General features: G+C 74.4%; 12 protein-coding genes. 9 read left to right on the forward strand and 3 right to left on the reverse strand.

The window, feature by feature from the left end:
- The 9 genes from MNZ39_RS20255 to MNZ39_RS20295 form a co-directional block, all read left to right on the forward strand.
- Window positions 1–356: hypothetical protein (locus tag MNZ39_RS20255; protein WP_242340901.1), on the forward strand; the 356-nt coding region annotated here is incomplete at its 5' end.
- Window positions 357–365: 9 nt separating this feature from the next.
- Window positions 366–2,111, forward strand: coding sequence for a M14 family zinc carboxypeptidase (locus MNZ39_RS20260; RefSeq protein ID WP_242340903.1), 1,746 nt, complete (start codon window positions 366–368; stop codon window positions 2,109–2,111).
- A 231-nt stretch (window positions 2,112–2,342) separates the two neighbouring features.
- The gene (locus tag MNZ39_RS20265; protein ID WP_242340904.1) at window positions 2,343–2,648 is read left to right on the forward strand and encodes a hypothetical protein; all 306 of its coding nucleotides are present in this window, start codon (window positions 2,343–2,345) and stop codon (window positions 2,646–2,648) included.
- A 235-nt stretch (window positions 2,649–2,883) separates the two neighbouring features.
- Entirely contained in the window at window positions 2,884–4,596 is a 1,713-nt protein-coding gene (locus tag MNZ39_RS20270) for a cytochrome b/b6 domain-containing protein (RefSeq protein ID WP_242340906.1), read from the forward strand.
- Window positions 4,597–4,717: 121 nt separating this feature from the next.
- Window positions 4,718–5,626: a hypothetical protein gene (locus tag MNZ39_RS20275; RefSeq protein WP_242340907.1), complete on the forward strand. Its 909-nt coding sequence runs from the start codon at window positions 4,718–4,720 to the stop codon at window positions 5,624–5,626.
- Window positions 5,623–7,128 (forward strand): ATP-binding protein, encoded by a 1,506-nt coding sequence (locus tag MNZ39_RS20280; protein ID WP_242340908.1) that lies wholly within the window; start codon window positions 5,623–5,625, stop codon window positions 7,126–7,128. Before MNZ39_RS20275 ends, MNZ39_RS20280 begins: the two co-directional genes overlap by 4 nt.
- Complete coding sequence (locus MNZ39_RS20285; RefSeq protein ID WP_242340910.1) at window positions 7,125–8,498, forward strand: sigma-54 dependent transcriptional regulator; 1,374 nt, start codon at window positions 7,125–7,127, stop codon at window positions 8,496–8,498. The genes MNZ39_RS20280 and MNZ39_RS20285 overlap by 4 nt, the downstream gene beginning before the upstream one ends.
- Window positions 8,495–9,100 carry a GNAT family N-acetyltransferase gene (locus MNZ39_RS20290; RefSeq protein WP_242340911.1) on the forward strand — a complete coding sequence of 202 codons (606 nt, stop codon included), beginning with the start codon at window positions 8,495–8,497 and terminating at the stop codon, window positions 9,098–9,100. The genes MNZ39_RS20285 and MNZ39_RS20290 overlap by 4 nt, the downstream gene beginning before the upstream one ends.
- A 5-nt stretch (window positions 9,101–9,105) precedes the next feature.
- Complete coding sequence (locus MNZ39_RS20295) at window positions 9,106–9,414, forward strand: Dabb family protein (RefSeq protein WP_242340912.1); 309 nt, start codon at window positions 9,106–9,108, stop codon at window positions 9,412–9,414.
- A 139-nt stretch (window positions 9,415–9,553) separates the two neighbouring features.
- Here MNZ39_RS20295 and MNZ39_RS20300 read toward each other — a convergent pair whose 3' ends face one another.
- The 3 genes from MNZ39_RS20300 to MNZ39_RS20310 all read right to left on the reverse strand — a co-directional run bounded on the left by MNZ39_RS20300 (window position 9,554) and on the right by MNZ39_RS20310 (window position 13,849).
- Window positions 9,554–10,486 (reverse strand): PD-(D/E)XK nuclease family protein, encoded by a 933-nt coding sequence (locus tag MNZ39_RS20300; RefSeq protein ID WP_242340913.1) that lies wholly within the window; start codon window positions 10,484–10,486, stop codon window positions 9,554–9,556.
- A gap of 258 nt (window positions 10,487–10,744) precedes the next feature.
- On the reverse strand, window positions 10,745–12,130 hold the full coding sequence (locus tag MNZ39_RS20305; protein WP_242340914.1) for a sensor histidine kinase KdpD: 1,386 nt from the start codon (window positions 12,128–12,130) through the stop codon (window positions 10,745–10,747).
- A gap of 207 nt (window positions 12,131–12,337) precedes the next feature.
- Complete coding sequence (locus MNZ39_RS20310) at window positions 12,338–13,849, reverse strand: pitrilysin family protein (RefSeq protein ID WP_242340915.1); 1,512 nt, start codon at window positions 13,847–13,849, stop codon at window positions 12,338–12,340.
- Window positions 13,850–13,951: the final 102 nt, after the last annotated feature.

Consider the following 13,951-nt stretch of genomic DNA (forward strand, 5'->3'; position numbering starts at 1 on the left):
CCGCCGGCGCGATCGCCGGGCTCGCGCTCGCCTCGCTCCCGGCGCTCGCGGCGGCGGCGTTCGGCGTGCTCGTGTCGGCGGCCGTGCCGGAGAGCGAGGTCGCGCTGGTCGGATTCGGCCTGTTCGTCGCGACGTTCGCGGCGGTGGTGGGGATGCCCGTCGCGGCGGGCGCGGCGGACCCGTCGCCGGCGGCACGGCGCCAGCGTGTGCACGCGAGCCTCGCGGTGGTCGCGTGTGGGATGTCGCTCTGGATCGTCCTCGTCGGACCCATCCCGGCGGGGCTCGCGGGCGTGCTGCAGGCTTTCTCGGCGGTGGCGCTCGCACTGACAGGCTATCTCGCGCCGCGCTCATTATGATGCGCGGCCATGCCCATCGCCCCCGCGGCGGCCCTCGCGGCCGCGCTCCTCTCCGCAACCGCCCAGGACCTCGTCACCACCGCCGAGCGCACCGCCTTCGAGCGCACCGGCCGCTACGACGAGGCGGTCCGGCTGTGTCGCGACTACGCGCGCGCCTTCCCGCGGCGCGCCCGCTGCGTGAGCTTCGGCGTGACGCCGGAGCGGCGCGAGCTCGTGGCGCTCGTCGCGAGCGCCGACGGCGTCCTCACCCCCTACGCGGCTCGCGCGCGGCGGCGCCCGGTGGTCCTGTTCCAGGGCGCCATCCACGCGGGCGAGCTCGACGGCAAGGACGCGGGCTTCATCCTGCTCCGCGAGCTGCTGCGGAAGGGCGGCGGCCCGCTCGCGGGCGTCACCGCGGTGTTCGTGCCGGTCTTCAACGTCGACGGGCACGAGCGGTTCGGGCCGCTGCAGCGGCCGAACCAGCGCGGGCCGCTCGAGGCGGGCTGGCGCGTGACCGCGGCGAACCTGAACCTGAACCGCGACTACCTGAAGGCGGACGCGCCCGAGACGCGCGCCATGCTCGCGCTCCTGCGCAAGTGGGATCCCATCGTCTACGCGGACCTGCACGTCACCGACGGCGCGCAGTTCCAGCACGACCTCGCCGTGATGGTCGAGCCGCGCTTCGGCTACGCCGCGGCGCTCCGTCCCGAGGGCGCTGCGCTCTCCGAGGCGCTCCTCGCGCGCCTCACCACCGGCGGCCACCTCCCGGTGGACTTCTACCCCTCCTTCCGCGAGGACGGCGATCCGGCGAGCGGGTTCGCGCAGGGCGTGCCGCCGCCGCACTTCGGCCACGGCTACTGGGCGGCGCAGGACCGCATCGGCATCCTCCTCGAGGCGCACTCGTGGCGTCCCTACGGCGAGCGCGTGAAGGGGGCGGTCGACTTCCTCCGCGCGCTCCTCGAGCTCGCCGCCGAGCGCGGCGCCCGCTGGCGCGCCGCCGCCGAGCGCGCGGATCGCGAGGCGCCGGCGCTCGCCGGGCGCGAGGTCGCGCTCGCCTTCGAGCCCACCGGCGAGCCGACGCCCCTCGCCTTCCGGGGCTACGCCTACGTCCGCGAGCCCTCCGTCGTGACCGGCGCGCCCGTGACCCGCTACGACGAGTCGCGCCCGGAGGTCTGGAACGTGCCGTACCTCGCCGCGCTCCGCCCGGCCGCGAGCGCCGTCCTCCCGAGGGGCGGCTGGGTGGTGCCGGCCGGCTTCGCGGAGCCGGTCGCGGCGAAGCTCGCGGTCCACGGGGTGCGCTTCGAGCGCCTCGGCGGCGCGCGCCCGCCGCGCGAGGTGGAGGTCTTCCGCGCCACGGAGGCGAAGTTCCGCGCCGAGCCGTTCGAGGGGCGCCAGCAGCTCTCGGTGAAGGGCGCGTGGGCCTGCGAGCGGCGGTCGATCGGGGCGGGCGCGCTGTTCGTGCCCGTCGCCCAGCCGCGCGCGCTCGTCGCGGCGCACCTCCTCGAGCCGGCCGCGCCCGACGCGCTCCTCGCCTGGGGGACCTTCAACGCCGCCTTCGAGCGCAAGGAGTACATCGAGGACTACGTGCTCGAGCCGTTCGCCCGCCAGCTGCTCGCGGAGGACGCGGCGGTCCGCGCGGAGTGGGAGCAGCGGCTCGCGGATCCGACGTTCGCGGCGGACCGGCGGGCGCGGAGCGAGTTCTTCTTCCGCCGCCACCCGGCCTGGGACGAGACGTACCGACGCTATCCGGTGGTGCGGGTGGACGCGCGGCCTTGAGGAGCTGAGGCGGCTCCGGCGCGCCGCGGAACCGCATGATGTGGAGCGCGCAGCGCGATGTCGTCCCGCCCCGGCGGGCTGTCGGGAGAACCCGACGCCGGAGCGCGCAAGCCCGCGAGAGGAGGCGCGGCGATCCTGGCAGCGGTCGTGCAGTAGGGAGCGAGCACGGCGGACGCGACGCGGTGGTGCTCGCCGGAACCTTCCAGACCGCAGCGAACCAGGAGAACCGTCATGCAGAGCAAGACCTCCTCCCTCATCGGCGCCGGACTCGGCCTCGCCCTCTTCCTCGCCGTCGCGCTCCTCCCCTCGATGCTGTACGGCGGCTACGCGGGCGTGCTCCTCGCCGGCGGCATCTTCGGCACGCCGCTCGAGCCGACGTTCCTCGTGCGCGCGCTCATCGTCTTCGGGATCGTGCTCGGCGTGGCCGGCGTGGGCGCGCTGTTCGCGGTGATGGGCGCCGCCGCGGGCGCCGGCGTGGGCGCGCTGACCGGCCTCGCCGTCCGGAAGCCGGCCGCCCAGGAGGCGTCGCCCGAGTAGCTGCGCCGCCGATGTGCCGCTCGACCCGTCGCGGGCCCGGGGACCTCTCCGGGCTCGCGGCTTTTCTCGCGGCGGTGTGCGCGAACGCGCAGCCTTTCCCGTTCGGGCCGATTGCGCGCAAGCTTTGCGACCTCCCGGCGATTGATGTCGCGCAAACCCTCGTGATTTCCGGAACATAACCTCAGAATCTGTTTGGGTGCAGGGGCATGTCCGTTGCACCCGCGACCCACCGCCTATGCGAGCCATTCTCCTCTCCTTCGCGCTCCTCCTCGCCTCGACCGCTCGAGCGGAAGAGCCGAAGCTGCCCCAGGGCAGCGACACCTGTCTCCAGTGCCACTCCCCCGGCGGCGACGGCCCCACCGTCCACCCGGACCTCTTCGCCAAGTCCGTCCACGCCCAGAACGGCGTCGGCTGCACGGACTGCCACGCGGGCTACACGGAAGAGCACGCGATGGGCGGCACCCTCCCGCCCCTGTCCGACGCGGAGCAGAAGTTCGTCTCCCGGCTGGAGAAGGCCGCCTGGGCCGACGGCGAGAAGAAGGTGAAGGTCACCTCCCCGCGCGCCTACCTCGCCTGCCAGAACTGCCACACCGAGCAGACCGACGCGTTCGCCGCCTCGGTCCACTCGAAGTGGCAGCGTGAGGACGCGAAGGTCGCGGGTCCCACCTGCGCCTCCTGCCACGGCTCGCTCCACTCCGTGAAGGCGCTGGCGTTCTACGAGCCGAAGTCCGGCGCCCGCCAGCCGGTGCCCGAGGATCGCCGCGCGATGGCGAAGCGCTGCGAGGCCTGCCACGGCAACGAGGAGTTCGCCAAGGAGGCCGGCCTCAACCCCGAGGCGGCGGTCACCTACCACGACTCGATCCACGGCCGCCTCGTCCGCGTCGGCAACACCTTCGCGCCGGTGTGCGTGAGCTGCCACGCGGCGCCCGCGAACCGGGGCGGCACCCACGCGATCGTGGCGAAGACGGACCCGAACTCGATCGTGAACGTGAAGAACCGCAAGGACGCCTGCGCGCGCTGCCACGCCGGCGCCACGGACAGCTTCGCGTCGCTCATCGCCCACAAGACGCCGCAGGAGACGTCCGGGCACCCCGTCCCGCACATCATCCACATCGCGTTCTCGTACCTCACCACGCTCACGCTGCTGTTCTTCGCGTTCCACGTGCTCGTCGACTTCGTCTACGAGCTGCGCCAGCGCATGCGGGCGAAGGGCGGCCACGGCCCCTCCGTCGACGCGGTGCGGAGCGTCATCCGGTTCGACATCCACCAGCGCATCCAGCACTGGCTCATGCTCTCCGGCGTCATCCTGCTCGGCATCACCGGCTGGCCGCTCCGCGGCGCCGGGACGTTCGGCAACGCGCCCATCATCGGGGGCAGGGACGCGGCGCCCTACTCCGAGGCGTTCATGAAGATCTTCGGCGGCGCGGAGGGCGCGGCGATGTGGCACCGCGTCGGCGCCGTCCTCATCATCGCCTCGTCGATCTACCACCTCTTCTACCTGACGTTCCTCGCCGCCCAGAAGCGGCTCCCGCTCTCGATGCTGCCCGGGCCGAAGGACGCCGTCGACATGCGGGACAACATCCTCTTCATGCTCGGCGTGAAGAAGGAGCGGCCCAGGTTCGACCGGTACATGTACCTGGAGAAGTTCGACTACTGGGCCGTGTTCTGGGGCATCGTGATGATGGTGGGCACCGGGTTCATCTTCTGGTTCCCGGCCTTCTTCGCGGCGTGGGCGCCGAGCTGGCTCATCTCCTCCGCCCTCATCATCCACGGCGAGGAGGCGACGCTCGCGATCCTCTTCCTCTTCGTGGTGCACTTCTACAACGTGCACCTGAAGCCCTCGATCTTCCCGATGAACTGGGCCTGGCTGAACGGCCGGATCAGCGTCGAGATGATGAAGCACGAGCATCCGCTGGAGTACGACCGGATGAGCGACGAGCAGAAGTAAGCCGCCCGCCCAGGGAGCGAGCGTCGGGGGGCCGCGCGGGAGACTGCGCGGCCCCCCTCTTTTTCCAGGGCGGCGCGGACGCGCGGACCCGGGACGGGCCGCGCTACAATCGCGCTCCCCCATGAGGCTCTCACGCCCCGCGAAGACGCTGGCCCTCACCCTCGCCGCGCTCGCCGTGGCCGCCCTCGCCGCGGGCGCGTGGCGCTTCAAGCGCTACGTCGATGAGGATCCGCGCCTCTGCGCGACCTGCCACCAGGCGAGCCCGGAGTTCGCGCTCTGGATGGCCGGCACGCACAAGAGCGTCGCCTGCCAGCGCTGCCACCACGCGAAGGCCGAGCAGGGCGTCGCCATGCTGGGCGCGTTCCTCCTCGGGAAGGCGCCGGCGGGGCACGGCGGCGTCGAGATCGGCTCCTGCGCCGAGTGCCACTTCTCGCACGACCCGCGCTGGCCGCAGGTGGGGGGCTCGCGCGGCCACCGGATCCACTACGAGCAGCACCGCATCGCCTGCGTGCGCTGCCACGCCGCGAGCATGCACGGCTTCGAGCCCATCGCCGCGAAGTGCGCCGAGTGCCACCCCGGCCACGCCGTCCGCGTGCAGGGCATGGAAGGGATGCACTGCTTCGCGTGCCACGAGTTCCTCGGCGACGCTCCCGGGCTCCGGCCGACGCGCCGCGACTGCCTCCGCTGCCACACCGCCCAGGGCATCCACGCGCCGGTGAAGGAGCACGGCCCGATGGCGATGGTCTGCTCGAGCTGCCACCGGCCGCACGCCCCGCCGGGCGAGACGCTCGTCTCCTGCACGCACTGCCACGACTTCGCCGCGACGCGGCGCGCGGGGCTGCACGCGAACGCCGCCCACGCCCGCTGCGTGGACTGCCACCCGCCGCACACCTGGTCCGCCGAGCCGGCGAGCTGCCAGCGCTGCCACGCGCACGCCAGCGCGCACGCGAACGGAAAGACCTGCACCGCCTGCCACGCCTTCGCCGGCGCGCCGCGGCCCCCGCACCCGCAGGAGGAGGGCGGGCCGTGACCCTCAGGCTCAAGCTCTTCGTCCTAATAGCGGCGGTCATCATCTTCGCGATGAGCGGCGTCACCGCGGTCGCGCTCTGGCGCGAGGTGGTCCGCGGCCAGGAGCTCCTCGCGCGCGAGGGCGTCGCCATCGCGTCCACGGCCGCCACGGCGGGCGCCCACTGGGTGCGGGCCGACGGCGTGGATCCGGGCGGCGAGGCCGCGCTCCCCGCGGTGCTCGAGCGGGTGGTGGCGAGCGCACCGCTCGACCGCGCCTGGATCGTCGACCGCAGGGGCAAGGTCCTCGCCTGCGTCACGCGCACCGAGGAGCCCTGCCCCGAGGGCGTTCCGCCCAGCGAGTTCCAGGTCGCGGAGGCGCCGCTGCAGGCGCTCGGGCGGCTCCTGCGACCGGAGGGGATCGTGGCCTCCGCGCCCATCCTGCGAGGCGGCGCGGTGGTGGGGGCGGTGCGGGTCGACTTCACCCACGAGGAGGTGATCGGCAACGCCCGCAACCTGGCGTGGGGGGCGAGCATCGTCGCCGCCTTCTGGATCTTCGTCGGGCAGCTGCTCGCCGCGATCTTCCTCCGCCGCGTGACCCAGCCGCTCGTGCGGCTGTCCGAGGCGGCCGAGTCGCTCGTCGAGGAGCGTGGCGTGCGCCTCGAGGAGCCGGAGGAGCGCGAGCTCGCCGATCTCGTGCGCGCGTTCAACGACATGTCCCGGCGGCTCGACGACCGCCGCGCCGAGAACCAGCGGCTCATCGCCGAGCTCGAGGAGCGCGTCGCCCAGAAGACCCGCGAGGTGCTGCGGGCGGACCGCCTCGCGACGCTCGGCGGGATCGCCGCGGGGTTCGCCCACGAGATCGGGAACTCCCTGAACGTCATCCGCGGCTACGCGTCGGTGGCGGCCCGCGAGCTCCCGCCGGAGGCGGAGGTGAAGGGCGACGTGGAGGCGATCCGCCGCGAGGTGACGCGCGCGGCGGTGCTCATCGAGCGCTTCCTCGTGTTCGCGCGCGCCCGCACGGTCCACCCCATCGCCCAGCCGGTCGAGCCGATCCTGCGCGAGGCGGTGGAGGTGGTCGGCCCCGCGGCCGCGCAGGCGCGGGTGGAGCGCGTGGTCGAGATCGCGCCGGACCTCCCGGACGTGGTGGCCGACGGGGAGCTGCTCCGCCAGGCGTTCCTGAACCTCTGCGTGAACGCCGTGCAGGCGATGCAGGAGCGCGGGGGTGGCACGCTCGTGGCCCGCGCCCGCCGCGAGGGCGAGGCCGTGGTGGTCGAGGTGGCGGACAGCGGCCCCGGCCTCGAGCGCGACGTCTCGGCGCACGTGTTCGACCCGTTCTTCACCACCAAGGCGAACGGGACCGGCCTCGGCCTCGCCATCGTGCGCCAGGCGGCGGAGGCGCACGGCGGGACCGTCGAGGTCGAGAGCGCGCCCGGGCACGGCGCGACCTTCCGCATCCGCCTCCCTGCCGCGCCGTCCGAGGCGGCCGTCGCGCTCGCAGGTGACGCCGTGAGAGGAGCGCCGTGAGCAAACCGAACCTCATGGTCATCGACGACCTCGACTCGGCGCGCCAGATGATGAAGCGCACGCTCGGGCGGTCCTACGCCGTGTACGACTTCCCCTCCGTCGCCGAGGCGCTCCCCGCGGTGGAGCGGGCCGAGTTCGACGCGATCGTGACGGACCTGCGCATGCCGGGGCTCGACGGCATCGAGGGGATGCGCCGCTTCAAGGCGAAGGTGCCGGAGATCCCGGTCATCCTCGTCACGGCGTTCGCCACGGTGGAGACCGCGGTCGAGGCGATGAAGGCGGGCGCGTTCGACTACCTCAAGAAGCCGTTCGAGCCGGAGGAGCTCGAGCTCGTCGTCGCCCGCGCCGTGGAGCACGCCCGCATCAAGCGGGAGAACGCGCGGCTCCGGAGCGCCCTCGCCGGCGAGTTCGGCGTGCACGGGATCATCGGGAAGTCGCAGCCGATGAAGGCGCTCGTCGGGATGCTCGAGCGGATCGCCCCCTCCGACGTGCCGATCCTGGTCGAGGGCGAGTCCGGCACCGGCAAGGACCTCCTCGCCCGCGCGGCGCACGCCATGAGCCGGCGCGCGGGCGGGCCGTACGTGGCGCTCAACATGAGCGCCATCCCCGAGAACCTCGCCGAGGCGGAGCTGTTCGGGCACGAGAAGGGCGCCTTCACCGGCGCCGAGCAGGCGCGGGCCGGGTTCTTCGCCGAGGCGGAGGGCGGCACGCTCTTCCTCGACGAGATCGGCCTCCTCCCGCCGGCGCTGCAGCCGAAGCTCCTGCGCGTGCTCCAGGACGGCGAGTACATCCCGGTGGGCAGCCGCAAGCCGCGCAAGGCGAACGTGCGGGTGATCGCTGCGACGAACGAGGACCTCGCCCGGGCCGTGAAGGAGGGGAAGTTCCGCGAGGACCTCTGGTTCCGGCTGCGCGTCGTCCCGCTCCGGCTCCCGCCCCTGCGCGAGCGGCGCGAGGACATCCCGCTCCTCGTCGAGAACTTCGTCGAGAAGCACGCCCTGCGCCTCTGCCGGCCGCCCCTCGCGCCGGACGGCGAGGCGATGCGCGCGCTCCTCGACCACCCCTGGCCCGGCAACATCCGCGAGCTCGAGCACGCGATCGAGCGCGGGCTCCTGCTGGCGCGCGGAGACGCGATCACCCTCGCGGACCTCCCGCCCGAGCTCACCCCGCCCGCAGGCGACGCGGCGGCGGGCGGGGCGGAGGGGCGCTACCGGCGCGCGCGCGACGCGTGGGAGCGGAAGTTCCTCGAGGACCTCCTGCGCGAGGCGGGCGGCAACGTCGCGAAGGCGGCCGAGTCGGCCGGCCTGCACCGCTCCACGCTCTACGAGAAGCTCCAGCGCTACGGGCTCGTGGAGAAGGACACGAAGGCGTGAGCCGGGGCCGCGGCCTCGCCGGCCGCTCGTCGCGTCCGCGCGCGCCACGGGCCGCGACGCTCCGGGCCGCGTCGCTCGACGACGCGACCGCCGTCGCGCGGGTCATGCGCTCGGCCGTCCGCGGGCGCGGCGCCGCCGCCTACTCCGACGCCGAGCTCCGCGCCTGGGCGTCGCTGCCGGCGCTGTACCACCGCTGGGCCATGGCGGCCGGCGGCGAGCGCTACGTCGTGGCGGAGCGGGACGGCCTCGTCGTGGGGTACGCGGCGCGGCGCGGCACGGAGCTCACCGCCGTCTTCGTCCTGCCCCGCGCCGCCGGCCGCGGCCTGGGGAGCGCGCTCGTCCGGCACGCCGCGCGCGCCGCTCGCCGCGCGGGCGCGACGCGGCTGCGCGTCCTGGCCGCGCTCGGCGCCGTCCCGTTCTACGAGCGCCTCGGCTTCGCGCGCCGCAGGGACCTCCGCGTCCCCCTCCCCGGCGGCGCCTCGCTCGCCGCGATCCGCATGGAGAAGCGGCTCGACAGTCCGGACGGCCGCGCCGGGAAGCGCGAGCCGAAGCCAGGGAAACGTCCTTCGGATCGAACGCGGGTGCGCCCGCGCGGGAGGTGAACGGAATGGTGAAGCACATCGTGTTCTGGACGCTCAAGGAGCGGGCCGAGGGCGGCTCCCGCGAGGAGAACGCCCGCAGGGTGAAGGCGGCGCTCGAGGGGCTCGCGGGCCGCATCCCCGGGCTCCTCGAGATCGAGGTGGGCATCGACTTCGCGCGCAGCGAGGCGTCCTTCGACGTCGCGCTCTACTCCACGTTCGTGGATCGCGCCGCGCTCGACGCCTACCAGGCGCACCCAGAGCACCGCGCCGTCGCCGACCTCATCGCGCGCGTGCGCGAGAAGCGGGCGGTGGTGGACTACGAGGCCCGCGGCTAGAGCGCCGACATGAGCCGGCGACCGCCGACAGGCGAGGCGCCGGTCGGCCACGGCCCCCGCAACGACGCGTTCCGGTGGGAGACGAAGCGGCCCGAGGACGGGGCGCTCGCGTTCCGCTGCGGGAGCCGCGCCTGCCCGGCTACATCCGCCCGCACGGACGGCGGAACGGGCAGCGGCGGCAGCCGTCGCGCTCGGCGTGCTGCGGGAACTGGTCGATGAGGGCCTGGTTGCGGGTGGGGTCGGCGAGCACGGCCCGCATCTGCCCGATGGAGTGGCGCATCTCCGCCTGGCACCGCTCCAGCGCGGCCGCGTCGGCGGCGACCGACACCGTGTCACCGCCCGAGCCGGCGCCGTTCGCGACGAGGTAGACGAGCCCGCCCAGCACCTGGTCGGGCGGGGCGCTCCACTTCCGCTGCGCGTAGAGCGCGTAGATCCCCACCTGCGTGTGGTCGACGCCGCGCTCCTTGCCGGTCTTCCAGTCGAGGATCCGCACCCGCCCGTCGGCGTCGCGGTAGGCGAAGTCGATCGCGACCCAGATCTTGGTCCCCTCGAAGCTCCAGGAGTCGAGCTCGTCCACCGAGAGCCACTGCTCGCGCGGCGTGCGGCGGATCTCCTCGAAGGTGGGGCTCGCGTAGAACGCCCGGAGCGCGCCGTCCACGACGCCCTCGTAGAGCCGCTTCCAGTCCTCGCCGGGCACCACGTCGCCGTACTCGTGCTCGACGAGACCGACGATGCGCGACGCCTCTCGCCAGTAGCTCTTCTCGCGCGAGGTCGACCACTGCGCCCGCGCGCGGGCCCGCGTCCGCTCCAGCATCCGGTCCAGGGAGAGGAAGTCGCCGGTCGCGCGCGCCCGCGAGAGCATCTGCTTCAGCGCGTCGTGCACGACGGAGCCGGCCCACTGCCAGCGGGAGGAGAGCTTCTTGAGGACGTAGAGCTCGCGCACCGTCGAGCCCGGCGCGGCTTCCCAGCCGCCCCAGCTCCCGTAGTACGCGTAGTAATAGGCGCGCCGGCACTCCACGAACTTCTCGTGGCGCGACTTCGACCAGGAGAACTCGTTCTGGAGGTCGGCCATGGCGGGGTGCGGCGGGCAGGGAGCCCGCCGCCGGCGCAGTCTACTTCGGCACCCCGACAGGCGGGCACTCCTCGGGCGAGGGAGCGAGCGGTTGGTTTCGAACGGGTCGCGATCGCGGCCCAAATTGCGGTCGAGGTCGCGCGTCGCGTCGCGTCGACCGACGCTAGCTCTCGCCCGGCGTCGAGCTCGCGGTCGTCACGGCAGCGGAGATCGCTTTGGGCTCGGGGGTCGGCGTGAACCTCGGCGCCGACCCCCGCGTCACCCCACCCGCGCCTCGGCGAGCGAGAGGCGGACCGCGCGCGGCACCCTCACGACGAAGGTCGTGCCCTGTCCCGGCGCCGACTCGACGTCCACCTGCGCGCCCTGGGCCTCCGTGAGGGTCCGCACCACGAAGAGCCCCAGGCCGACGCTGGAGTGGGCGCCCGGGAGACCGCGCGGCGCCCGCTGGAACGGCTCGAAGATGCTGGCCCGGATCGCGGGATCGAGCCCGGGCCCCTCGTCGCGCACCTCGAGGCGGACCGCGCCGTCCTCGCCGACCGCGCCGACGCGCACGGGCCGGTCGGGATCGCCGTACTTGAGCGCGTTCGAGAGCAGGTTCGCGACCACCTGCTCCATGCGATCCGGGTCGAACCGGGCGCGCGTGTCCCCCGCGCGCAACAGCTCGATCCGGTGGCCGCGGGCGTCGGCCAGGTCCTCCGCGACGCGGGTGCAGACGTCGTACAGGTCGGCCTCGCACAGGTGGACCGGGATCTCGGCGCCGGCCTTGGCGCGACTCCAGTCGAGGAGGTCGCGGATGAGCCGCTCCATCCGCCGGCCCGCGGCGGCGATCCGGCGGGCTGCGCGCTTGGCGTCCTCGGGGAGGTCGGTGCGAGCGAGCGCCCACGCCGCGGTGAGGATCCCGGAGAGCGGGTTGCGCAGGTCGTGGCTCACCACCGCGACGATCCGCTGCTGCACCTCGAGCACGCGCGCCCGCTCCGCCTCGTGCGCCTCGCGGGCGCGGATCTCCTGCCGCACCACCCGCGCCGCGCCGAGGACGAACGCGAGCAGGAGCCCGTCGAGGCCGACGAACACGGCGTTGGAGATCGTGCGGGTGCGGCGGGCCGAGGCCATCGCGCGGGCAACCTCCGCCTCCTCGCGCCTCTCGAGCGCCTCGAGCGCGGCGTGCGCCCGCTCGAGCGGCGGCACCGCCTCGGTGGCGCGCTGCATCCGCGCCTCCTCGAAGCGCCCGGCGTCGGCGAGCGCGAGGGCGCGCCCCTGGCCGTCGACGAGGCGCTTCACGGCCGGGCGGATCTTCCCGAGGTAGACCCCGTCGTCGTCCACGCGCTCGGCGCCGACCGCGTCGGTGAGGTGCTGCACCGCGCCGGGGATCCTCCCCCGCGCGTTCTCGTAGCGGGCGCGGTGCCGGGCGTCGCCGCCCGCGACGTACGCGTCCAGGGCCGCGTCGGAGACGAGCATCGCGGACTCGAGCTCCTCGACCGCGAGCTGCGTGTCCGCGGCCATCTCCGCCGCGACGCTCGCGTCGGTCCTCTTCCCGAGGGTGACGCCGGACAGCACGCCCGAGGCGATGAGGGAGGCGACCGCCACGGCGAAGCCGAGCGCGACGCGCTTCGGCAACCCGAACCACCGGCCGGTCTTCCCCGCCATCATCGACCTCGCGTGAGGAGAACATCCAACACGTGTACGCGTCCGAGGTCATCGTGTCCCGATGTCGCACCCGAGCGAGCGCGGGCGGATATCGCACCTCGCGAAGAGGGCGAAGAGCGACGCCGCGCGCTCCGACGCGGAACGCGGAGGCCGCTGTGGGACAGCGCGATCCGCGTCGGGGAGCGGCGCGGGGGCGCGCCCGCGTCCTCAGCGCGCGCCCGCCGCGCGGGCCGGACGCGTCCCACGCGCCGGGGAGGGGGCGGGGCGTTCATCGACCGGTCCGAGCGGGAGCCCCGCGAGCTGGGGCCGTACGACGGACGGGTTCCCGACCATGACCACCGTCATGCGGGCCGGATCGAGGTAGCGCTGCGCGATCCGCCGGACCGCCTCGGCGTCCACCTTCCGCACCGCGTCGGCGTAGCCGTTCCAGTAGTCGTCGGGCAGCCCGTGCAGGGCGAGCTCCGCGACGCGGGAGGCGATCCCTCCGGCGGTCGCGAAGTCGGCGGGCAGGCCGAGCACCAGCGCGTCCTTCGCGTCGGAGAGCTCCTGCGCCGGGACCGGCTCCTCGCGCATCCGGGCGAGCTCGTGCAGGAGCTCCTTCACGGCCGGGCCGGTGACGTCGGCCTTGACGCTGCCGGCGACGAGGCTCACGCCGGCGAGCTTGCGCGCGTCACCCATGGCGTAGACACCGTAGGTGTAACCCTTCTCCTCGCGCAGGTTGCGGAACAGGCGCGAGGAGGAGCCGCCGCCGAGCACCTGGAAGGCCACCGACGCCGCGACGAAGTCGGGCGAGGAGCGCAGGGCGCCGGGCATCCCGACGAGGAGGTACGTCTGCGGCGCGTCGGGCTTCTCGACGAGGATCGTCCGGTGCGGCGCGGCGGGCGGCGTGGGCGCGAGCCGCCCCGGCGCACCGCCGCGCTTCCAGCGGCCCAGCGTCGCCTCGAGCAGGGGGCGGAGCTCCGCCTCCGCGACGTCGCCCACCACGACGAGCTCGGCGTTCTCGGGGCGGTAGTTCCGGGCGTGGAACTCGGCGAGGTCGCGCGGGCGGGTCGCCTTCACCGACGCCTCGTTCCCGAGCAGATAGTGGCCGTAGGGCATCGGGCCCCAGAAGATCGGGATGAACGTCTTCGAGGCGATGGGCTGCGGCTGATCCCGCTGCTGGAGCAGCGCCACGAGCCGCTGGTCCTGCACGCGGTCGAAGTCCCCCCGCGGGAAGGCCGGGTTCATCGTCACGTCGGCGAAGAGCGTGAGGTACTTCGCGAGGTGCTTCGCGAGCACCGCCCCGGACACGGCGGCGGAGTCGGGGCCGGCCGAGGCGTGGATCGACGCCCCGAGGAAGTTCGTCTCGTCCGAGAGCTGGATCGCGGAGCGGGTCTTCGTCCCCTCGGTGAGCATCGCGGCGGTGAAGCTCGCGAGGCCGGGCAGGCGCGCCGGATCGCGCCCCGCGCCGGCGCCCACGAGGAGGTTCATCGCAACCACCGGGAGGCGGCGGTACTCGACGAGGCGCACCTTGAGGCCGTTCGAGAGCGCGAAGTGGCGCTGCGCGGGGAGCTCGAGCTCCGGCGCGCGCCCGAGCGGCGGGACCTGCGAGCGGTCCGGCCCTGCGGGTGCGGGCGCGGCGGCTGCGACGGGCGGCGGGGCGGCGGGCGCCTTCGCGCGCGGCCCGGCGCAGGCGAGCGACGCGGCGACGAGGAGGACGAGGGCGTTGCGGCGGATCATCGGACGGCTCCGTTCGCGGGCGGGTTCGGCTGGCTGGCGGCGGGGGGCGGCGGAGGCGCCGGGCTGGGCGCGGGCGCGGGGGCGGGCGGGGGGGGGGGGGCG

The organism is Anaeromyxobacter sp. SG66, from assembly GCF_022690805.1.
Taxonomy (GTDB): Bacteria; Myxococcota; Myxococcia; order Myxococcales; family Anaeromyxobacteraceae; genus Anaeromyxobacter; species Anaeromyxobacter soli.